Annotated in this window: 19 protein-coding genes and 2 tRNA genes; 19 read left to right on the forward strand and 2 right to left on the reverse strand. The window is 50.1% G+C overall.

Features of this window, described 5'->3' with window-relative positions; translation table 11 throughout:
• The first annotated feature begins 3 nt into the window (after positions 1–3).
• The 11 genes from hisA (at position 4) to thrH (ending at position 13354) form a co-directional block, all read left to right on the forward strand.
• Positions 4–807 carry a phosphoribosylformimino-5-aminoimidazole carboxamide ribotide isomerase gene (gene hisA, locus ACTQ1N_RS09690; protein WP_441956557.1) on the forward strand — a complete coding sequence of 268 codons (804 nt, stop codon included), beginning with the start codon at positions 4–6 and terminating at the stop codon, positions 805–807.
• A gap of 78 nt (positions 808–885) precedes the next feature.
• A complete protein-coding gene (locus ACTQ1N_RS09695; protein ID WP_441956558.1) occupies positions 886–1569 on the forward strand; it encodes a vitamin B12 dependent-methionine synthase activation domain-containing protein in 684 nt (227 codons plus the stop codon).
• 69 nt (positions 1570–1638) lie between these two features.
• Positions 1639–4146: a homocysteine S-methyltransferase family protein gene (locus tag ACTQ1N_RS09700; RefSeq protein WP_441956559.1), complete on the forward strand. Its 2508-nt coding sequence runs from the start codon at positions 1639–1641 to the stop codon at positions 4144–4146.
• 102 nt (positions 4147–4248) lie between these two features.
• Entirely contained in the window at positions 4249–4773 is a 525-nt protein-coding gene (hpf, locus tag ACTQ1N_RS09705) for a ribosome hibernation-promoting factor, HPF/YfiA family (RefSeq protein ID WP_441956560.1), read from the forward strand.
• 233 nt (positions 4774–5006) lie between these two features.
• Positions 5007–7586 carry a preprotein translocase subunit SecA gene (gene secA, locus ACTQ1N_RS09710; protein WP_441956561.1) on the forward strand — a complete coding sequence of 860 codons (2580 nt, stop codon included), beginning with the start codon at positions 5007–5009 and terminating at the stop codon, positions 7584–7586.
• Between the two features lie 88 nt (positions 7587–7674).
• Positions 7675–8811, forward strand: a complete 1137-nt coding sequence (prfB, locus tag ACTQ1N_RS09715) for a peptide chain release factor 2 (protein ID WP_277067654.1) — start codon at positions 7675–7677, stop codon at positions 8809–8811.
• A gap of 172 nt (positions 8812–8983) precedes the next feature.
• Positions 8984–10180, forward strand: a complete 1197-nt coding sequence (locus ACTQ1N_RS09720; protein WP_441956562.1) for an SPFH domain-containing protein — start codon at positions 8984–8986, stop codon at positions 10178–10180.
• 47 nt (positions 10181–10227) lie between these two features.
• Positions 10228–11328 (forward strand): TFIIB-type zinc ribbon-containing protein, encoded by a 1101-nt coding sequence (locus ACTQ1N_RS09725; RefSeq protein ID WP_441956563.1) that lies wholly within the window; start codon positions 10228–10230, stop codon positions 11326–11328.
• A 12-nt stretch (positions 11329–11340) separates the two neighbouring features.
• Entirely contained in the window at positions 11341–12264 is a 924-nt protein-coding gene (locus ACTQ1N_RS09730; protein ID WP_441956564.1) for a TPM domain-containing protein, read from the forward strand.
• A gap of 2 nt (positions 12265–12266) precedes the next feature.
• Positions 12267–12713 (forward strand): ACT domain-containing protein, encoded by a 447-nt coding sequence (locus ACTQ1N_RS09735; protein WP_441956565.1) that lies wholly within the window; start codon positions 12267–12269, stop codon positions 12711–12713.
• A gap of 35 nt (positions 12714–12748) precedes the next feature.
• Entirely contained in the window at positions 12749–13354 is a 606-nt protein-coding gene (thrH, locus tag ACTQ1N_RS09740; protein ID WP_441956566.1) for a bifunctional phosphoserine phosphatase/homoserine phosphotransferase ThrH, read from the forward strand.
• A gap of 116 nt (positions 13355–13470) precedes the next feature.
• Here thrH and ACTQ1N_RS09745 read toward each other — a convergent pair whose 3' ends face one another.
• Together ACTQ1N_RS09745 and ACTQ1N_RS09750 are read right to left on the reverse strand one after the other, a co-directional pair.
• Positions 13471–14229, reverse strand: coding sequence for a DUF975 family protein (locus ACTQ1N_RS09745; protein ID WP_441956567.1), 759 nt, complete (start codon positions 14227–14229; stop codon positions 13471–13473).
• A complete protein-coding gene (locus tag ACTQ1N_RS09750; RefSeq protein ID WP_441956568.1) occupies positions 14226–14711 on the reverse strand; it encodes a hypothetical protein in 486 nt (161 codons plus the stop codon). The genes ACTQ1N_RS09745 and ACTQ1N_RS09750 overlap by 4 nt, the downstream gene beginning before the upstream one ends.
• Positions 14712–14980: 269 nt before the next feature.
• Here ACTQ1N_RS09750 and ACTQ1N_RS09755 point away from each other — a divergent pair, with 269 nt between their 5' ends.
• The 8 genes from ACTQ1N_RS09755 (at position 14981) to ACTQ1N_RS09790 (ending at position 20318) form a co-directional block, all read left to right on the forward strand.
• Positions 14981–15634, forward strand: coding sequence for an NUDIX hydrolase (locus ACTQ1N_RS09755; RefSeq protein ID WP_441956569.1), 654 nt, complete (start codon positions 14981–14983; stop codon positions 15632–15634).
• Complete coding sequence (gene tsaE / locus ACTQ1N_RS09760) at positions 15631–16071, forward strand: tRNA (adenosine(37)-N6)-threonylcarbamoyltransferase complex ATPase subunit type 1 TsaE (protein WP_441956570.1); 441 nt, start codon at positions 15631–15633, stop codon at positions 16069–16071. Before ACTQ1N_RS09755 ends, tsaE begins: the two co-directional genes overlap by 4 nt.
• Before the next feature lie 29 nt (positions 16072–16100).
• Complete coding sequence (tsaB, locus tag ACTQ1N_RS09765) at positions 16101–17297, forward strand: tRNA (adenosine(37)-N6)-threonylcarbamoyltransferase complex dimerization subunit type 1 TsaB (RefSeq protein WP_441956571.1); 1197 nt, start codon at positions 16101–16103, stop codon at positions 17295–17297.
• A gap of 3 nt (positions 17298–17300) precedes the next feature.
• Positions 17301–18212 carry a ribonuclease Z gene (locus ACTQ1N_RS09770; RefSeq protein WP_441956572.1) on the forward strand — a complete coding sequence of 304 codons (912 nt, stop codon included), beginning with the start codon at positions 17301–17303 and terminating at the stop codon, positions 18210–18212.
• 7 nt (positions 18213–18219) lie between these two features.
• Complete coding sequence (gene tsaD / locus ACTQ1N_RS09775; protein ID WP_441956573.1) at positions 18220–19248, forward strand: tRNA (adenosine(37)-N6)-threonylcarbamoyltransferase complex transferase subunit TsaD; 1029 nt, start codon at positions 18220–18222, stop codon at positions 19246–19248.
• Positions 19249–19254: 6 nt separating this feature from the next.
• On the forward strand, positions 19255–19953 hold the full coding sequence (gene ispD, locus ACTQ1N_RS09780; protein WP_441956574.1) for a 2-C-methyl-D-erythritol 4-phosphate cytidylyltransferase: 699 nt from the start codon (positions 19255–19257) through the stop codon (positions 19951–19953).
• Positions 19954–20059: 106 nt separating this feature from the next.
• A tRNA-Ser gene (locus ACTQ1N_RS09785) sits at positions 20060–20145 on the forward strand.
• 83 nt (positions 20146–20228) lie between these two features.
• Positions 20229–20318 (forward strand) — tRNA-Ser (locus tag ACTQ1N_RS09790).
• Positions 20319–20452: the final 134 nt, after the last annotated feature.

Here is a 20452-nt window from a genome sequence, read left to right on the forward strand (position 1 = left end):
GCGATGAGACTTCGTCCCTGTATCGATATCCATAATGGAAAAGTAAAACAGATTGTCGGTGGCTCGCTCAGAGACGACGGAAACTGCGCCATCGAGAATTTCGTGGCGGAGAAATCAGCGGCGGATTTTGCGCGTTTTTATCACAAGGACCATCTGAAGGGCGGCCATATCATCCTTCTGAATCCAGCCGGGTCGCCATATTATGAGACGAGCAGAAATGCGGCACTCGAGGCGCTTCATGCAGAACCGGGAGACTTCAGTCTTGGAGGAGGGGTGACTCCGGAGAATGCGTGGGACTATCTGAATGCGGGAGCGTCCCACGTCATTGTGACTTCATACGTTTTTTCGGAAGGGCGGTTTAACCGTCAGCATCTTGAACAGATGGTTTCAGCGGTAGGGAAAAAACATCTGATTCTGGACTTGTCATGCAGACGAAAGGATGATGGGTTTTATATTGTTACAGATCGGTGGCAGAAGTGGTCAGATGTGAAGCTGAGTGTTCATGTTCTGAGAAAACTGTCCGAATTCTGCGATGAATTTCTCATCCATGGAGTGGATGCGGAGGGAAGGCAGAGTGGGCCGCAGCTGGAACTAGTCGATTTGATTGCAGCGGCGTTCACAGGGGAGAAGCAATGGCTTTTTCCGGTTACATATGCAGGCGGGATCGGAAGTTTTCAGGATCTTGAAGCAGTCCGGAATCATGGGAAAGGCATGGTCGATGTGACGATCGGAAGTGCGCTGGACTTATTCGGGGGCAGAATGGCGTATCGGAGCATTCTTGAGATGTGCGGAAGGGAAACGAAATAACCGACGCTGTAATTTCAGCGGCCGGAGGGCCTTTTGCGAGCAGAGATTTTTCTAGACAACATTAGACGAGCAATGAATATGACAGGAAATCCAGAAGAACTGAAGGTCAACAGACAGGAAATTTACAGATATCTTGGGATTCGGAACGGAGAACCGGATCAGGCAACACAGGCATTGGTGGAGAGTGTTCTCAAGGAGCTGGCAGATAACGTACAGCTGAGAGAATTTCATCAGATGTTTCCACTGCATGTTCCGCAGGACGAGCTTCATACGATTGACATGACTTGTTTCCGGACACACAGCCGCAGCCTGGAAAAAAACCTGAGAGGATGCAGCGATATCATTGTGATGGCCGCTACGATAGGGACGAAGGTCGATCTGCTGCTGCACAGGTACAGTCTGACAAATGCAAGCCGGGGGGTTGTGATGCAGGCAGCATCGGCGGCCATGATCGAAGCGTGGTGCAATCTGGCAAACGATGCCATCAGGACAGAGGCGGCAGGCCGAGGGCTGTATCTCAGACCGCGGTTTTCGCCGGGCTATGGAGATTTCCCGCTTGACAATCAGCGGGATATTTTTCAAGCTCTTCAGGTTGAAAAGAGGGTCGGAATCGCACTGACTGAGTCTCTGCTGATGATTCCAAGCAAGTCTGTAACAGCTGTGATTGGGGCGGGAAGAGAGCATTTGCCTTGCGTCAGAGAAGGATGTGAGGTGTGCGGCAAGGTGGACTGTCTCTATCGCAGAAATTCATCAGCCGGATAAGCACACGGGAGAACGATGAGATCATTTTCAACAGGGGGCTGTCAGCCAGACCCGGGAACAGGAGAACACATGGATATACGTAGAACGATGAAGGAAAGAATCATCCTGTTTGATGGGGCGATGGGCACGATGCTCCAGAAGGCAGGAATCGGGCTGGGAGAACTTCCGGAGTCGTGGAACCTGCTGCATCCGGATACAGTCATCCAGATTCATAAGGATTATCTGGATGCCGGAGCGGACATGATCAGTACCAACACATTTGGAGCGAACCGGCTGAAGATCCGGGGAGATGAATTTACGCTCAGTCAGGTTGTCAAGGGTGCCTTCGACTGCGCACACAAGGCAGTGCGGCAGGCTGGACACGGACTGGTTGCACTCGATCTGGGACCGACCGGAAGACTTCTGAAACCGATGGGAGATCTCGACTTCGAGGAAGCTGTCTCAGTTTATGCAGAGGTGGTAGAGCTTGGTGTCCAATATGGCGCGGATGCAATCCTGATTGAGACAATGAGCGATATGCATGAGCTCAAGGCAGCTGTTCTGGCTGCCAAGGAACACTCATCCCTGCCTGTGTTTGCAACCTGTGTTTTTGATGAATCCGGGAAGATGCTGACAGGCGGAACTCCGAAAGCGGTTGTTGCAATGCTGGAAGGGCTGCATGTAGATGCACTTGGAACGAACTGTTCGCTTGGCCCGAGACAGATGTTGAAGACTGCCAGGGAACTGCTTCGATATGCATCTGTTCCTGTTATCTGTACACCGAATGCCGGACTGCCGAGATCAGAGAACGGGGAAACGGTCTATGACGTCGGGCCAGAGGAATTTGCGGAGGATATCTCTGACCTTCTTGATGCAGGGGTATCTGCGGTCGGAGGATGCTGCGGTACGACACCGGGTCATATACGGGCCGTGAAAAAAGTGACTGAGGGACGAAAAGCTCCGGTCATCGTTCAGAAACAGGAGACAATCGTTACCTCGTACGCAGTTGCACAGACAATCGGGAAAAGGCCGGTCATCGTCGGAGAAAGGATCAATCCGACCGGTAAAAAGAAGATGGCACAGGCTCTCCGGGATCAGAACTATAGTTATATCCTTGACATGGCACTTGAACAGCAGGGGAAGGGTGCCCATATTCTGGATGTCAATGTCGGGGTACCGGGAACAGATGAGACAAGCGCACTCTGTGAAACAATCCGGCAGATTCAGAGCATTTCGGAGCTGCCGCTTCAGATCGACACATCCAGCATCCAGGCAATGGAAGCGGCGATGCGGGTCTACAACGGAAAGCCGATGGTGAATTCTGTTTCCGGGAAAAAGGAGAGTATGGATGCAGTCTTTCCGCTGGTTAAAAAATACGGAGGTGTTATTGTAGCCCTGGCACTTGATGAGAACGGTATTCCAGACACTTCAGAAGGACGTGTCAGAGTAGCAGGTAAAATTCTCGAGGAAGCGAAGAAATACGGAATTCCGGAAAAGGATATTATCATTGACTGCCTCTGCATGACGGTCAGTGCGGATCCCAGCGGCGCACTGGTGACGCTTGACACCTTGAAGAGGGTTCATGAGGAGCTGAAAGCGAAGACAATTCTTGGCGTTTCCAACATTTCATTCGGACTTCCGCAGCGGGCGTTCATTAACCAGACCTTCTTTACAATGGCGCTTCAGAATGGACTGAATGCTGCGATTATCAATCCGTGCTCAGAGGGAATGAAGGCAGCCTTTGATGCATATATGGTGCTGACTGCAGAGGATGAGAACTGCGGTGCATATATCAGCTCCTATGCTGATTTCAAGCCAGCGCTTCCGAAGGGAGCTGTGTGGGAGGAAGACCTCAGAAAAATCCTGAAAGAAGGGAGCACTTCTGATTTTGACTTTGACACCGCAAAGGCTGGGAAAAAGATAGAGAAGAATCAGAGATCTTTAAGCGGCAATGCAGAGTTGACAGAGAATCCGGATGCAGCCCGGCTGATTCAGTGCATCAGGAAGGGACTTCGGGAGGAAGCTCAGAAGTCTGCGGAAGCTCTGCTGCAATCCCGGGAGGCTCTGGAGATCATCAATCAGTGCATGATTCCGGCATTGAATGAGGTCGGAAAGGATTTTGAGCAGGGAAAAGTCTTTCTTCCGCAGCTTTTGATGAGCGCTGAGGCCGCAAGAGGAGTATTTGCGGTATTGAAAGAGAGGATGGAGGCCTCCGGGCAGGGAGGAAACAGGCGTGGGAGCGTGATCCTTGCGACTGTGAAGGGAGATATCCATGATATCGGAAAAAACATCGTAAAAGTGCTCCTGGAGAGCTACCGGTTTGATGTGATCGATCTGGGCAGGGATGTTCCGCCGGAGACGGTTGTGGAGACTGCAGTCAGGCGGAAGGTCAGACTTGTCGGCCTTTCTGCTCTGATGACGACAACCGTCGCGAACATGGAGGAGACCATCCGTCAGCTTCATGAGAAAGCGCCGGATGTGAAGATCATGGTCGGAGGTGCCGTGATGACAGAGCGCTATGCAGCTTCTATTCATGCGGATCGGTATTGCAAAGATGCGATGGCCTCCGTTCAATATGCGGAAGAAGTTCTGGGATAACGGGAATTGTGAAATATGCCAATCTTCAAATGGACGTGTTGTTCATACACGTTTGCTGTAGTATAATAATTGTAAGAAAATTCCCCAAAGGAGGCTGTGCTTATGAGATTTACAATCAGCGGAAAAAACATTGATGTGACAGAATCCATGAGAAGGTCGGTCACGGAAAAACTTGGGAAGCTGGAGCGCTACTTTACAGAGGACACGCAGGTAATCGTCACGATGAGTGTCGAGAAAGATCGCCAGAAGATTGAGGTGACCATCCCGATGCGGGGAACCGTCATCAGATCTGAACAAGTCTCGAATGATATGTATGTTTCGATTGACCTGGTTGAGGAAGTAATTGAACGGCAGCTTCGAAGATATAAGCAGAAGCTGATCGAGGGACACAGGGATGGAAGCTTCAGAAGAGAGTTTATTGAAAAGGAAACGGAACCGGTCGAGGAGATCCGGATTGCCCGTACAAAGAAGTTTGACATTAAACCGATGTATCCGGAGGATGCCTGTGTTCAGATGGAGCTGCTCGGGCACAGCTTCTACGTTTTCCGCAATGCGGAGACAGATGAGACCAATGTTGTCTACAAACGCAAGGGCGGGACATATGGTCTGATTGAACCGGAGGATTAACAGATCGCTGAGTGACAGATGAGATGACTGCCGACTCTGTTTCCCTTTTGACAGAAGGAACAGAGCCGGCAGTTTCTGTCACACTCTGTTCACATGTCATATCATTTTCTGTCAAATATTGTCACTTCTGCCTCCCATATGTTAGAATAAAACAGATTAGGTTCATTGAATATGTAAACGAAAGCAGCCGGGGAGCAATTGCGGGGCCGGCGGTCAAAGGAGCAGAAAAATATATGGGATTCGCAGATAAGATTTTCGGTACACATTCTGACCGGGAATTAAAAAGGATCATGCCGCTTGTAAACAAGGTCGAATCGCTTCGGCCGGCGATGCAGGCTCTGTCAGATGCTGAGTTGAAGGCCAAGACAGATGAGTACAGAAAACGTTATCAGGATGGGGAAACGCTTGATCAGCTTCTGCCTGAGGCATTTGCAACTGTCAGGGAAGCTGCAAAAAGAGTGATTGGCCTTGAGCCATACCGCGTACAGATCATCGGCGGAATCATTCTCCATCAGGGGCGGATAGCGGAGATGAAGACAGGTGAAGGAAAGACCCTCGTCTCCACACTTCCAGCTTATTTGAATTCTCTGACTGGTCAGGGCGTTCATATCGTGACGGTGAACGATTATCTGGCAAAGCGTGACCATGACTGGATGGCGCCGGTCCATGAGTTCCTTGGGGTGTCCTGTGGCGTCATCCAGAATTCGATGGAGTCACAGGAGAGACGTGCAGAGTATGCGAAGGACATCACATACGTAACGAACAACGAGGATGGATTTGACTATCTTCGTGACAACATGGTTATTTATAAGGACAGGCTGGTCCAGAGAGAGCTGAACTATGCCATCATTGACGAGGTTGACTCTGTCCTTATTGATGAAGCCAGGACGCCTTTGATTATCTCCGGCCAGAGCGGAAAGTCGACAAAGCTGTACGAGGTCTGTGATGTGCTGGCCGGTCAGCTTCAGAGGGGGGAGGCAAGCGGCGAGGTCACAAAGATGACCGCAATTATGGGCGAGGAGATCACTGAAACGGGTGATTTCATCGTGAATGAGAAGGATAAGATCGTCACACTGACGCAGCAGGGAATCGAGAAGTGTGAGAAGTTCTTCCATATCAACAACCTGTCTGACCCGGAAAATATTGAGATTCAGAACAACATCATTCTTGCGCTGCGTGCGCATAATCTGATGTTCCGTGATCGTGATTATATTGTGAAGGATGACGAAGTCCTGATTGTCGATGAGTTCACAGGACGTGTACTTCCGGGAAGACGTTATTCTGACGGCCTTCACCAGGCAATTGAGGCGAAGGAGCACGTCAAGATCAAGAGAGAGTCGAAAACACTTGCCACCATCACGTTCCAGAACTTCTTCAACAAATACGCGAAGAAAGCCGGTATGACCGGTACGGCGCTCACAGAGGAAGAGGAGTTCAGAGACATCTATGGAATGGATGTCATTGTCATTCCGACAAATAAGCCGGTCATTCGAAAAGACCTGGACGATGCCGTCTATATGACAAAAAAGGAAAAGTACAAGGCGGTGGTTGAGCGGATCAAGACAGCCCATGAGAAGCATCAGCCTGTCCTGGTCGGCACGATCACGATTGAGGTTTCCGAGCTTCTCTCTGACATGCTGCGCAGGGAGGGGATCCCGCATAACGTGCTGAATGCGAAGTTCCATGAACAGGAGGCAGCCATCATCAAGGATGCCGGTATTCATGATGCGGTCACCATTGCAACCAACATGGCAGGCCGTGGTACCGATATCAAGCTGGATGAGGAGGCAAAGAATGCCGGCGGTCTGCTTGTAATCGGCACAGAGCGGCATGAGTCCCGACGGATCGATAACCAGCTGCGTGGCCGTTCCGGCCGTCAGGGCGACCCTGGTGAGTCCCAGTTCTACATTTCACTGGAGGATGACCTGATGCGGCTGTTTGGCTCTGATAAGATGATGAGCACATTCAGGGCACTTGGCGTCCATGAGGGTGAACAGATTCAGCATAAGATGCTGTCCAATGCCATTGAAAAGGCGCAGAAGAAGATTGAGTCGAATAACTTTGCAATCAGAAAGAACCTGCTGGAGTATGACCAGGTCAACAATGAGCAGCGGGAAATTATCTATGCTGAACGCCGCAAGGTTCTGGACGGCGATAACATGAAGGCTTCGATTATGAAAATGATCGAGGATTGTGTCAATGAAGGTGTGGATCGTGTTGTCAGCGATGAGAAGAGCTCTGGTGACGACAAGCCGGATCTGGAGGAGCTCAATAACCTGATATGTCCTGTCATTCCGCTTCCGCCGATTACGGAAGAAACAATAAAGGGGCAGTCCGCACGTGAGATTAAGGAAAAGCTGATCAAGGAAGCGGATGACCTTTATGAGGCGAAGGAGAAAGAGCTGACAGATGCTGGCGCTGATATTCGTGAAATCGAGCGTGTCGTTCTGCTGAAGTCGGTGGATACGCACTGGATGAATCATATTGATGACATGGATCAGCTGCGCCAGTCGATCGGACTTGCAGCATACGGGCAGAAGGATCCGCTTGTCCAGTACAAGATGATCGGATACGATATGTTCAATGAGATGACAACCTCCATCCAGAATGATACGCTGAAGATGATGTTCCATGTTCAGGTACAGCAGAAGGTGGAACGAGAGGAGGTCGCCAAGGTAACCGGTACGAATCGGGATGATTCCGCACAGAAGCAGCCGGTGAAACGCAAGGCTAAAAAGATTTATCCGAATGACCCGTGCCCGTGCGGGAGCGGCCTGAAATACAAGCAGTGCCACGGAAGAAAGCCGGTCTGACGCGGAAGGACTGGACCAGTATCTGAAGCCAGAAGGCAGAAACAGCCCTGGCTGGATCGCTATGTGTATAGGAAAGAGAGATTGACAAGTGGTCGAATTAGACGATCTGAAGACGAAACTGAAAACATATGAGCAGCCGCTCGCGGAGATGAAAAGTTCGCTCGATCTTGAAAACAAGGAAAAACGAATCGAGGAACTTCACATGACGATGTCTGAACCGGATTTCTGGACGAATACAGAGAAGGCGACCAGAACCCAGAAGGAGCTCGGTGCGCTTCAAAATGACATCGCGGATTACAAGAAGCTCAGTGGGCAGTATGAGGAGCTGATGCTGCTGATTGACATGGCCAATGAGGATGAGGATGCATCTGTCATTGATGATGTAAGAGAAAGCGAGCAGGAATTCGAAGAGAATTTCGATTCTGTCCGAATCCGCACGCTGCTCTCCGGCCAGTATGACAACAGCAACGCGATTGTTACCCTGCATTCCGGAGCCGGCGGGACAGAAGCCTGTGATTGGTGCAGTATGCTCTTCAGAATGTACTCACGCTGGATTGAGCGGCATGGGTTTTCGATGGAAGTGCTTGATTCGCTGGAAGGTGACGAGGCAGGGCTGAAGTCGGTTACCTTCCAGGTGAATGGTGAGAATGCCTATGGACTTTTGAAGTCGGAGATGGGCATCCACCGCCTGGTTCGGATCTCACCGTTTAATGCAGCAGGAAAACGCCAGACGTCCTTTGTATCCTGTGATGTCATGCCGGATATCGAGGAAGATGTAGATATTGAGATTCGCCCGGAGGATATCAGAATCGATACATACCGTTCAAGCGGAGCCGGAGGACAGCATATCAACAAGACGTCGTCTGCGATTCGAATTACGCATTATCCGACCGGCATTGTTGTCACCTGCCAGAATGAGCGCTCCCAGTTCCAGAATAAAGCGAAGGCAATGCAGATTCTGAAATCGAGACTTTACATGCTGAAGCTGGAGGAGAATGAGGAGAAGGCAGCAGATATCCGCGGAGAGGTCAAGGATATTGCATGGGGATCCCAGATTCGCTCTTATGTCTTCCAGCCATACACAATGGTGAAGGACCTGAGAACAGGCTATGAGACCGGGAATGTGCAGGGTGTAATGGATGGCGATCTGGATCCATTTATCAATGCGTACCTGAAGTGGGACAGCCTGGGCAGACCGGATCGGAAGGCTCAGGCAGCGGACTGAGCCTGCAGGCAGGATGACAGAATTTGAAAAGACAGCAGAAATACAGCAGAATCACGATAAATAGGAAGTCAGACCTTTGGCTTTCGGGGGAGTTCATCTGAAAAGAGAATAGCCGACCGGAGCTGAAGGTCTTTTTTACAGGCGGCAGTCTGCAGCCAGAAAAGGAGAAACTATGGGAATTATTCGTGCGGCAGTTGGTTCTGTGTCAGGAGCGCTGAGAGACCAGTGGAAGGACGCGGTAGAACCCGTTGATATGGGGGCTCAGACGCTTTTTACAAGAGGCCAGCAGAAAAAGGGACAATCTTATGCGAAGGGCGGAGAGGTGATCTCCAATGGCTCTGTCATCCATGTCTACGACAACCAGTTTATGCTTCTGACAGACGGAGGGAAGATCATCGACTATTCTGCAGAGCCTGGGTATTTTGTGGTGGATAATTCCTCACAGCCGTCTCTGTTTCAGGGAGAGATCAAGAAGAGTCTGAAGGATGTATGGGAACGTTTCAAGTTTGGCGGGACAACACCGCAGAACCAGAGAGTTTATTATATCAACCTGCAGGAGATCAAGGGGATTCGCTTTGGAACCAGGAATGCGATCAATTATTTCGACAGTTTCTATAATTCAGAATTGTTCCTGAGAGCGTTTGGCAGTTACTCGATCCGGATCACCAATCCGCTTCTGTTCTATGCAAACTGTGTGCCGAGGAATGCATCCCACGTTGAAGTGGAGGATATCAACGAGCAGTTCCTGAACGAGTTCCTTGAAGCACTCCAGACGGCAATCAATAAGATGAGCGCCGATGGAGTCCGGATCTCCTATGTGGCCGGCAAGGGGACGGAGCTTTCCAGGTACATGGCGGATGCTCTCGACGAGAGTTGGACAAAGATAAGAGGAATTGAGATTGTATCGGTAGGGATTGGAAGTATCTCCTACGATGAACAGTCGCAGAAGCTGATCAATATGCGCAATCAGGGCGCCATGATGCAGGATCCGACCATCCGGGAAGGCTTTGTGCAGAGTTCGATTGCGCAGGGGCTGCAGTCTGCAGGATCGAACCCGGCAGGCGCAGGGGCAGCCTATATGGGAATGGGATTTGGCATGCAGTCGGCAGGTGCTTTTTCTCAGTCTGCAAGCCAGATGAATCTGATGCAGATGCAGATGAACCAGGCAGGCGGACAGAATCCGTACGGACAGCAGAATCCATATCAGCAGCCGGGGCAGTATGCACAGAACACACAGGGCAGCCAGCAGGCATCGGGAGCTCCGGCAGGAGCTCGTGCCAAGCAGCCAGGAGAATGGTTCTGCCCAAACTGCGGGCATCTGAATGCCGGAAAGTTCTGCACGGAGTGCGGAACGAGAAAACCGGAGTAACTGAAAGGATGAGGCGGCCGGGATGAACCGGAAGAAGGAGTGCTTGTATGGCAACGATTACATATAAGTGTCCCAATTGCGGCGGCGGACTGAGGTTTGATCCGAAGCTGCAGAAGTTCAAGTGCGATTTCTGTCTGTCAGAGTTTACCCAGGAGGAATTGGAAAAGCTGACACCGCAGCAGGCAGGAGATCAAACAGTTTCAGAAGAGGAAGCCGCATATCTCGGACAGAAGGAGAAAGAGCCATCCACTGAGGGAAAGAATGAGGGCCAGACGGGGGCGGTTTTGTATACCTGCCCGAGCTGCGGTGCGACCGTGATCACGGATGAGACAACCGCTGCGACCTTCTGCTATTATTGCCACAATCCGATCGTTCTGGAAGGGAAGCTGTCGGGGAAATATCTGCCGGACAGACTGATCCCATTCAAGTACGATAAAAAGAAAGCGGAAGAGATTTTTCTGGACTATGTCCATCATAAACGCTTCGTGCCGAAGGCTTTTTTCACAAAAGACCAGGTTGAGAAGCTGTCAGGCGTGTATTATCCGTTCTGGGTATATCATGCTTCCGTTGATGGACAGATGAGTGCAGCTGCAAACCAAATTCGGACATGGGTGACAGGCGACATGGAATACACAGAAACCAAGGTATTCCATGTGGAGAGAGGCGGACAGATTGACATTCAGAATCTGTCCAGAAATGCACTTCAGGAAAGTGATAAAAACCTGATCAATGCGGTCATGCCATTCCGGCTTGAAGAGGCAAAGCCATTTACCATTGGCTATCTGCAGGGATTTGTCGCACAGAAGCGGGACATCGAGTCGGAACAGATTGCAAAAGAGATGCAGGACAGGGCAAAACGATATGCAGAGCATGCTCTGGAGAGAACGATGGAGGAATATTCAGTTGTCACTGGAAAACAATCGTCCTTCAGCATAGAGTCGGAGCAATATGCATACATGCTTCTCCCGGTCTGGCTGCTGACATACAAGGCTCTGGACGGAGCAAAATATTACTTTGCCATGAATGGTCAGACAGGGGAAATTCATGGAAGGCTTCCGGTCGACATGGTGAAGCTGTCGGCTTTTGCCGGGGCACTCGGAGGGAGTCTGTTTGTGATTGTCCTGGCACTGTTATATTTTCTGATGTGAGGAGGAATGCCTATGAATATCAGAAAAAACAGAGAAGACAGCGTTTCCAGGCTGGTGACGGGATTTTTTCTGCTATTGGCTGCAGCAGTCCTGGGATTTTCGGTAGCATGCAGTCAGCGTGCATTCGGAGCAGAGTCAGAGAACAACACAGGACTGATTTATGCATCCGGCAGCAGGCTGGCCAGTGTGGAAGACCGCGCACAGCTGCTTACGGAAGAGGAAGAGGCAGAACTGCTGCAGCAGGCTGCTGAGCTCTCCCAGAAGACCGGATATGAATTTCGGCTTGTCACAACGAATCAGACAGAAGGAAAGACAACGCAGCAGTTTGCGGAGGCGTACTTTGAGTCCCTGACAGATGATGGCCCGGAAACAGCAAGCGGAGCCAGCTATGTCATTGACATGGATAACCGCCAGATCTACATTGCAACCTATGGCGGTCTGCAGTATTATCTGACAGATGCAAGAGTCGATACACTTCTGGATCATGCGTATGAGTATGTCAGCGAGGGAGAATACGACAAAACATTCAAGAGCATGCTGAAGGACACAGGCCGTTATTACAATAAGGGAATCCAGGACGGAACACGGATTATAAACCGGGATACAGGTGAGGTGACCGTTTACCACAAGCCGAAGACCGTTACCCCGGTCAAGATCCTGATATCCCTTCTGGCGGGGGCAGCCGGTTTTCTGGCGTTTTTTGCTTCTGTGAAAGGCGCTTATTCGATGAAAGGTGTTTCGGGGGATGGATTTTCGGAGAGAGACCAGGTCGGGCTTACATTGAAAAGGCGGGATGACAGGCTTGTAAACCAGTTTATAACATCAAGACGAATTCCCAGAAATGACAGCGGAGGAGGGTCATCCGGCGGCGGGACAACGTCAACGCACACAACATCAGGCGGCTATTCAGCAGGCGGAGGCGGAAGAAGTTTCTGAAGATGCAGAATGAGCAGAAAAAGTATTATGTCGTGACACAGAATGCGATTCCGGAGGTTTTATTGAAGGTTGTGGAGGTGAAAAGACTTCTGGAGGGAAAGAATCCACCTTCAGTGATTGAAGCAACCGATCAAGTCGGAATCTCAAGAAGTTCCTTTTACAAATATAAGGATGACATATTTGAATTTCATGAGAATGTAAGGGGAAAGACAATCACATTTCTTATCGAAATGCGGGATGAGCCGGGGCTTCTGAGCGATGTGCTGATGATTGTCGCCAGGTCACGTGCAAACATTCTGACAATTCATCAGTCTATCCCGGTATCGGGAATGGCCTCGACCTCGATCAGTGTTCAGGTGATGCCTGAGACCGGGGACGTAACGGAGATGATGGATCAAATCGATGCGATGGACGGGGTGAAGTCGTTGAGAATTCTCGGCGCAGAATAGTCAGACAGTTGACAGATTTCAGGAGGAGAAGTGACATGAATATTGTTTGCCTGGACCTTGAAGGAGTACTTGTACCGGAAATATGGATTGCATTTGCTCAGGCGAGTGGGATTCCCGAGCTGAAGCGCACGACTCGTGACGAACCAGATTATAATAAGCTGATGCAGTGGAGGCTGGGCATTCTCCGCGAACATGGATTGGGACTCAGACAGATCCAGGATACAATTGCAACGATTGAGCCGCTTCCGGGAGCCAGAGAATTTCTAGACAGACTTCGCACGCAGACACAGGTAATCATCATCAGTGATACATTCACTCAGTTCGCATCACCGTTGATGGAGAAACTTGGATGGCCGACACTGTTCTGCAACACGCTCGAGGTGGCTCCGGATGGAATGATTACAGGATTCCGGATGCGGATTCCGGATTCCAAGCTGAATACAGTCAGGGCGCTCCAGTCCATTGGCTTTGATACCATTGCGTCCGGAGATTCGTTTAATGATCTTGCAATGATCAAGGCAAGCAAGGCGGGATTTTTATTCCGCACGACCGATCAGATCCGAAAGGATTATCCGCAGCTGCCAGCCTTTGAAACGTATGATGAATTGCTGGAGGGCATCCAGAAGGCACTGGCAGAGTAACAGAATTGCCGCATGAAAGCCGCATGAAAAGAGACATCCTGCTCCTCAGGAGCGGGATGTCTCTTTTTTAACCGTTTTTTCCTGTTTTGCAGCTGCGGCTGGTATCGATGGAATAATCAGGTACCGTATGGGTCACGCTGCCCGGACAGCTCTACGTAAAAGAGTGCTTTTGTGACAGCTATGTATGGCTTGACACAGATATAGGCTGTACCAAGGGAAAGAATGGAAAGCACCCAGTAGCCAATGAAAGAAAGGTACAGCAGAAACAGCTGTATTCGATGACCATGCATCATCTTCCGGCTTTCGCGGAGGCACTGTAAAAAGCTGTAGTCCTGATGGTCGATGAATAAGAACAGTGCCTGATCATATAACAAATAGAATACGCCATAGAGCAATGCAGACAGAAGCAGGCAGAGGATGGCGACTCCAGCAAACTGAAGGTCTGACGAGATTGAAAAACCAAACATCGAAGTCTTTGTCCCCTGAAGGAGAAATGCAAAAATCAGGTAGACAAGAGGGAAGGCACACAAATACTGTATGACAGTCAGAGCCATGGAAAGAAGCAAAAGCCTTCCAGTGTGATAACGGAAGCCGAGAAACAAGTCCCTGATCCTTGCGTGACCTGTTCGTGCAATGTTCAGGGAAAGAAAGCAGTACCCGGTTTGCAGCAGGGTGGAGACAGCAAACAGGATGAATGAAATCAGCAGATTCAGAGAAGAACCAACAACGTTTCTTCTGGAGGAAAAGGAAGCAAGGTCTCCGAGGAAGAACAGTGCGATGTTCAGCACACTCAGGACAATGGAGGCGAATACCGCAAATGCGTAGTAATTGATCAGGATGGCGCGGCTGCGGGCCTTCAGACTGGAACTGGTCATATCACACGGCCTCCGTTCAGTGTAGCAGAGACTTCATTTGCGTTCTGCGAAGCTGTGCCGGACTGGGCAGTATCGGATGAAGCATTGCTCTGCTTGTCCTCCCTGTACTGGCCTGACAAAATTTCCTTCAGGAGAGCCTCTCCGCTCTTGGATGACTCGTCGGTTGAACCAGTCTCGGCATCCGGATCAGTGTAGTACTGATAGAGCTGTTCCACCTCGGCACGAAGCTGTGGATTATGCATATATGTATAGACGGCAGACACTGTCAGAACAGTTGTCAGTACGGCAGCCGCACTTGCACAGGCCAGAGCAACCTTGGCACGCGGAAGAAGAGGACCGTCGCCTCTTGAAATGAGTGCCAGGATGATTGATACGGATGCACATGGAAGCGATATAAAGAAAATCTGAAATGACGCAAAAGAGACAAGCGCCAGAACAAAGGATACTGTGACCATGACAGATCGGTTATCGGAATGATTCATAAAGGGTCACCTCCCAGTTTATTGAAATACGACAAGGGATTGTCTTGTGATTTATTTTCTATCTTAACACGCAGCTTTTTTATGAACAATCCGGATGGGTTTAATTCATGAAATCTTCACATCTCATCATGAAAGCACGGGCGAAATGCAGCGAAATGGCACCCGCCTCCTTGCTTGACAAAGGGTTTTATCGAAAGGATAATAGGAACACTGGACAGGATTTTAGTGCGTAGTGGCAAAAGCGCAGACAGACAAGCAGGCAGAGCAAAATGAAGGGACAGATATCAGAAAAGATGGCAGAGGTAGACCATGTCAGTCAGGTTACGAAGAATCGTTTTCTGAACTATTATGAGCTCAATACGACAGACCGGATTGGCAATCATAAGAAATATTATATGTGCTCTAGAAGAGAATCAGCAGAAAAACTGGATCTGATGACCGGAGCCGACAGACCTGATGGTGTTGTAATGTTCGCTTTATACGGAGAAGACAGAGACCGGGTGGTGCTGGTCCATCAGTACAGATACCCGCTGGGCACCTATATATATGAACTGCCGGCCGGCCTTGTCGAGGATGGAGAGCGGGTTGACGAGGCTGCCCTGCGCGAGATGCGGGAAGAGACAGGACTTGAGTTTCATCCTGTGCTGTCTGACTCCGGATATGAGCGGCCGTTCTACTCATCGGCAGGAATGACAGATGAAAGCTGCTGTATGGTTTTTGGAACAGCTGGTGGGACAATCAGTCAGAATGGGCTGGAGGATACGGAGCAGCTGGATGTGGTACTGGCAGACAGACAGGAGGCAGCACGGATTCTTCGGGAAGAGAATGTTGCGGCAAACTGCGCATTCATGCTGATGAACTTTATCAGTTCAGCAGACCCGCTTGCGTTCCTGTATCAGCGAGCCGGAGAGGGGCAGTTATGAAGACAGTGACAGAAGCATTTACCCCTGATGACACGTTCAGGCTTGGCTTTCAGATGGCGGAGAAAGCGGCTCCGGGCGATGTCATCGCGCTCCTGGGCGATCTCGGTGTTGGAAAAACCGTATTCACAAAAGGGTTTGCAGCCGGCCTTGGCATACAGGAAGACATCAGCAGTCCGACATTTACCATTCTGCAGCTTTATGAGGAGGGACGGCTGCCGCTGTATCATTTTGATGTATATCGGATCGGAGACCCGGAGGAAATGATGGAAGTTGGGTGGGACGATTACATCTATGGGAATGGTGTCTGCCTGATTGAGTGGGCGAATTTGATTGAAGACCTGATGGAGGAAATACCAGACGGGAAGCTGAAGCGCGTCACGATTGAGAAAAATCCGAAAAAAGGATTTGATTACAGAAAGATTACGGTAGAGGCATAAGAGAAATTAACATACATGAAGGATAAGAGATGAAAATACTTGCGATTGATTCATCTGGAATGCCTGCGTCAGCTGCCGTCGTGGAGGATGGGAAACTGATTGCAGCGTATACTGTAAATTATCAGAAAACGCATAGCCAGACTCTGCTTCCGATGATTGATGAGCTTTCCCGTGCAATTGAACTGGATAAAACAACCCTGGGAGCAGTAGCTGTCTCAGGTGGTCCGGGTTCCTTTACAGGACTTCGGATTGGATCAGCAACGGCAAAGGGGATTGCGCTTGCATTGAAGATCCCGATCATCAATGTACCAACATTAGAGGGACTTGCATCCAATTTCCATGGCTGCAGTGAACTGATCTGTCCGATGATGGATGCCAGAAGAACAGAAGTATTTGCTGGTGTTTACACGTATCAGGATGATTGCCTGTCCGTCAGCTCGGATAAAACGTCTCTTGATGTCCTGATGGATCAGCAACCGGTTTCAGTTGAGAAATTGTGCATCAAGCTGAACGAGATGGCAGAAAAGACCGGAAAGAGACTGATTCTTCTTGGGGATGGATGCGTGAAATACCGTGACATTCTGAATGAGAAGCTGACGGTACCGTACAAGATTGCTCCGCTGAATCTTCTTGAACAGAGAGCAGCGTCTGTTGCACTGAGGGCAGAAGAGCTGCTGGCAGCCGGACGGACAGAGACAGCGGAAGAACACAGACCGATTTACCTAAGAGTCTCTCAGGCGGAGAGAGTCAGAAGCAGCAGACTTGCGGAAAAGAGCCCGATCCGGATCAGGCCAGCGGAGGAAAAGGATCTTTCCAGGATTGCAGTGATGGAGAAGCTGTATTTTTCTCTGCCATGGAGTGAGAAGATGCTGCGGGAATCTCTGCATCAGGCGCAGTATACGATGTTGGTGGCCGAGAACTGTGCAGACGGCGAAATTGCGGGGTACGTGATATTACTGAATGCTGCCGGAGAAGGCAACATCATGAACATTGCAGTCTCAGATGCGCTGAGGAGACAGGGGATTGCTGGAAAACTGCTGACCGAGGTTATGCACCGCGGAAGAGAAGAGGGGATTTGCGACTATACCCTTGAAGTGCGCAAAAGCAACAAGGCTGCGGTGACGCTTTATGAAGGACTGGGATTCCGGACGGAGGGAGTTCGGAAAGACTATTATGAACAACCCAGGGAGGATGCATTGATTATGTGGAAGAGGAAGGAAAACTGATCCATGCTTGATGTCTGTCTGCTCGGCTGCGGCGGAATGATGCCGCTGCCGTACCGCCATCTGACAAGTCTGATGGTGCGATATAACGGAAGCAGTCTTCTCATTGACTGCGGGGAAGGAACCCAGGTCGCGCTGCGCAAGAAGGGATGGAGCTTCAAGCCGATCGATGTCATCTGTTTCACTCATTTCCATGGGGATCATATCGGCGGACTTCCCGGTCTCCTCTTGACGATGGGAAATGCAGAGAGGACGAAGCCGCTGACGCTGATCGGACCCAGAGGCCTGCCCCGGGTGGTGAATGCACTTAGAGTCATAGCGCCGGAACTGCCATTTGAAATTCAATATGTAGAAATACAGGGCGATGAACAGGAATTTACATTGAATGGATACCGGCTCAGGGCGTTCAAGGTCAACCACAGAGTGCCCTGTTACGGATATACAGTGGAGCTGGACAGAAGGGGGCGCTTTGACCAGGAACGCGCAAAGCGAGAGAATATCCCCCTGAAATACTGGAATCCTCTTCAAAAGGGAATGACGATTACAGCCGAGGATGGCAGGATTCTGACACCAGATATGGTACTGGGGCCGCCGAGAAAGGGGCTGAAGCTGACCTATACGACCGATACCCGGCCGACAGCTTCGATTGTCCGCAATGCGGAGAAAGCGGATCTGTTTATCTGTGAAGGGATGTATGGTGAAGAAGAGAAACTGGCGAATGCAAAGGATCACAAGCATATGATGATCCGGGAGGCAGCTTCTCTGGCTGAGGATGCGGGGGTAGGAGAACTATGGCTGACGCACTACAGCCCCTCGCTGACGCACCCGGAGCAGTACCTGGAAATGGCAGAGACGATTTTTCCACATACAAGATGCGGAAGTGATGGGCTGAGCTGCGAACTTGACTTTGAGGACTGAACGAAAGATGGAAGACACAAAAGAAATCAGAATACTGGGAATCGAAAGTTCCTGCGATGAAACGGCAGCCGCGGTTGTTGTCAATGGACGGGATGTGCGGTCCAATGTTATTTCCTCGCAGATCGATATCCATACACTCTATGGCGGTGTCGTACCGGAAATCGCTTCCAGAAAGCACATTGAGCGCGTCAGCCAGGTTGTGGAGAAAGCGCTCAAGGATGCCCAGATGACGCTCGATGATATCGATGCCGTCGGGGTGACCTATGGGCCGGGGCTTATCGGCCCGCTTCTGGTCGGCGTATCTGCGGCCAAGGCGATTGCGTGGGCAAAGGATCTGCCGCTTGTCGGGGTTCATCATATTGAAGGACATATCAGCGCAAATTACATTGAGAATAAGGAACTTGAACCACCATTCGGGTGTCTGATTGTTTCCGGAGGCCATACGCATCTCGTTCTGGTAAAAGATTACGGAGAATATGAGATTCTGGGGAAAACCTGCGATGATGCAGCCGGGGAGGCGTTTGACAAGGTAGCCCGTGCAATTGGCCTGGGGTATCCGGGAGGACCGAAGATCGACAAAGTGTCCAAAGAGGGAAATGCGGACGCAATTGTGTTTCCGCAGGGAAAAGTCAGAGGGTCGGAGTATGATTTTTCATTCAGCGGCTTGAAAAGTGCAGTGCTGAACTATTTGAACGAATGCCATATGAAGGGAGAGAATATTAGTGTGCCGGACGTAGCGGCATCCTTTCAGAAGGCGGTGGTGGATGTGCTGGTTTCTCATGCCATGAGAGCTGTTGAGGAGTTTCATTTTCAAAAATTTGCGATTGCCGGGGGCGTCGCGTCCAACAGTGCTCTGAGGCGCGCAATGGAACAGGCATGCCAGGAGAGGGGAGTAGCCTTCTATCGTCCATCTCCGATCTTGTGCACCGATAATGCAGCTATGATCGGTGCAGCAGCGTACTATGACTTCAAAAAGGGGATTCGTTCTGACTGGAGTCTGAATGCCATTCCAAATCTCAGACTTGGAGAAAGGTGATCATATATGCAGAAAAATGCAGCTATCATTCTGTCTGCGGGGGCCGGCAGAAGGATGCATCAGGTGATGCCGAAGCAGTACCTCGACCTTTGTGGAAAGCCTGTGATTGCCTGGACGATAGAAGCATTTCAGCAGAGCCCTGACATTGATGAAATCGTGCTTGTAACAGGGCCGGATCAGATCATGAAATGTCAGGAAGAGATTGTGAAGCGGTACGGGCTGACCAAGGTATCAAAGATTGTTCCGGGCGGGGCAGAGAGAGGAGATTCTGTATTATGCGGTCTTCGTGCACTGCGTGGCGACACGTCCTGTGTCCTGATCCATGATGGGGCAAGGCCGCTTGTCAGCCAGGCGGTGATTGCGCGTACGGCAGAAGCCGCTGCGTTATATAGGGCTGCGGCTGCCGCTGTTCCAGCCCGGGATACGGTCAAGATTGTGGATGAACAGGATATGGTGATCAGCACGCCTGATAGAAGAGAACTTCGATTGATGCAGACACCGCAGGCATTTTCTTACCCATTGATTCTGGCTGCCTATGAGAAAGTATCTGCAGACGGTGTAACCGTGACGGATGATGCCATGGCAGCAGAATACGCAGGGGCAAGTGTGAAAATTGTAGAGGGAGATGTCCGTAATATTAAAATTACAGTCCCTGAGGATCTTTTGCTGGCGGAGCTTCTGATCAGAGATCGGAAACGTCCATAAAACACGTTCATAAAATATCTAAAAATAAAAAAAGAGTGTTGACATTCTAACAGGAGGATGATATATTAATCGAGCGCTGTAAAAAAGAACAGCATGAAACGGTTTTGGAGAGGTATCGAAGTGGCTATAACGAGGCGGTCTTGAAAACCGTTTGTCCGCAAGGGCGCATGGGTTCGAATCCCATCCTCTCCGTTTGATCGGAGATGAGATTCGATCATAATAAACAATATATGACGAAAGCAAAATCGTCAGATCGTAGGGCAACAAGTATTTCTGGAGAAGTACCCAAGCTGGCCGAAGGGACACCCCTGGAAAGGGTGCAGGTCGTTAAAAGCGGCGCGAGGGTTCAAATCCCTCCTTCTCCGCTGCATCGGAAACATGTCGATGCTGTGAGTACCTTGATAACTGAACAGTGAAACAACCTTGAAAGTTCTGAAAAGTTTTATTTAAGGAACTGACCTTTAAACAGTAAAAGGGATAAGAGATGTCAGTAACATCT

Origin of the sequence: Porcincola sp. LCP21S3_C12, assembly GCF_052118625.1 — a bacterium.
Classification (GTDB): Bacteria; Bacillota; Clostridia; order Lachnospirales; family Lachnospiraceae; genus Porcincola.

Bases quoted from the DNA above. Each gene is read 5' to 3' on its own strand.
- ACTQ1N_RS09770 (WP_441956572.1), top strand. From the start codon at position 17,301: ATGCTTGATGTCTGTCTGCTCGGCTGCGGCGGAATGATGCCGCTGCCG.
- ACTQ1N_RS09720 (WP_441956562.1), top strand. From the start codon at position 8,984: ATGGGAATTATTCGTGCGGCAGTTGGTTCTGTGTCAGGAGCGCTGAGA.
- ACTQ1N_RS09730 (WP_441956564.1), top strand. From the start codon at position 11,341: ATGAATATCAGAAAAAACAGAGAAGACAGCGTTTCCAGGCTGGTGACG.
- hpf (WP_441956560.1), top strand. From the start codon at position 4,249: ATGAGATTTACAATCAGCGGAAAAAACATTGATGTGACAGAATCCATG.
- tsaB (WP_441956571.1), top strand. From the start codon at position 16,101: ATGAAAATACTTGCGATTGATTCATCTGGAATGCCTGCGTCAGCTGCC.
- hisA (WP_441956557.1), top strand. From the start codon at position 4: ATGAGACTTCGTCCCTGTATCGATATCCATAATGGAAAAGTAAAACAG.
- ACTQ1N_RS09755 (WP_441956569.1), top strand. From the start codon at position 14,981: ATGAAGGGACAGATATCAGAAAAGATGGCAGAGGTAGACCATGTCAGT.
- ACTQ1N_RS09745 (WP_441956567.1), bottom strand. From the start codon at position 14,229: ATGACCAGTTCCAGTCTGAAGGCCCGCAGCCGCGCCATCCTGATCAAT.
- ACTQ1N_RS09750 (WP_441956568.1), bottom strand. From the start codon at position 14,711: ATGAATCATTCCGATAACCGATCTGTCATGGTCACAGTATCCTTTGTT.
- ispD (WP_441956574.1), top strand. From the start codon at position 19,255: ATGCAGAAAAATGCAGCTATCATTCTGTCTGCGGGGGCCGGCAGAAGG.
- secA (WP_441956561.1), top strand. From the start codon at position 5,007: ATGGGATTCGCAGATAAGATTTTCGGTACACATTCTGACCGGGAATTA.
- ACTQ1N_RS09725 (WP_441956563.1), top strand. From the start codon at position 10,228: ATGGCAACGATTACATATAAGTGTCCCAATTGCGGCGGCGGACTGAGG.
- thrH (WP_441956566.1), top strand. From the start codon at position 12,749: ATGAATATTGTTTGCCTGGACCTTGAAGGAGTACTTGTACCGGAAATA.
- ACTQ1N_RS09735 (WP_441956565.1), top strand. From the start codon at position 12,267: ATGCAGAATGAGCAGAAAAAGTATTATGTCGTGACACAGAATGCGATT.
- ACTQ1N_RS09700 (WP_441956559.1), top strand. From the start codon at position 1,639: ATGGATATACGTAGAACGATGAAGGAAAGAATCATCCTGTTTGATGGG.
- tsaE (WP_441956570.1), top strand. From the start codon at position 15,631: ATGAAGACAGTGACAGAAGCATTTACCCCTGATGACACGTTCAGGCTT.
- tsaD (WP_441956573.1), top strand. From the start codon at position 18,220: ATGGAAGACACAAAAGAAATCAGAATACTGGGAATCGAAAGTTCCTGC.
- ACTQ1N_RS09695 (WP_441956558.1), top strand. From the start codon at position 886: ATGACAGGAAATCCAGAAGAACTGAAGGTCAACAGACAGGAAATTTAC.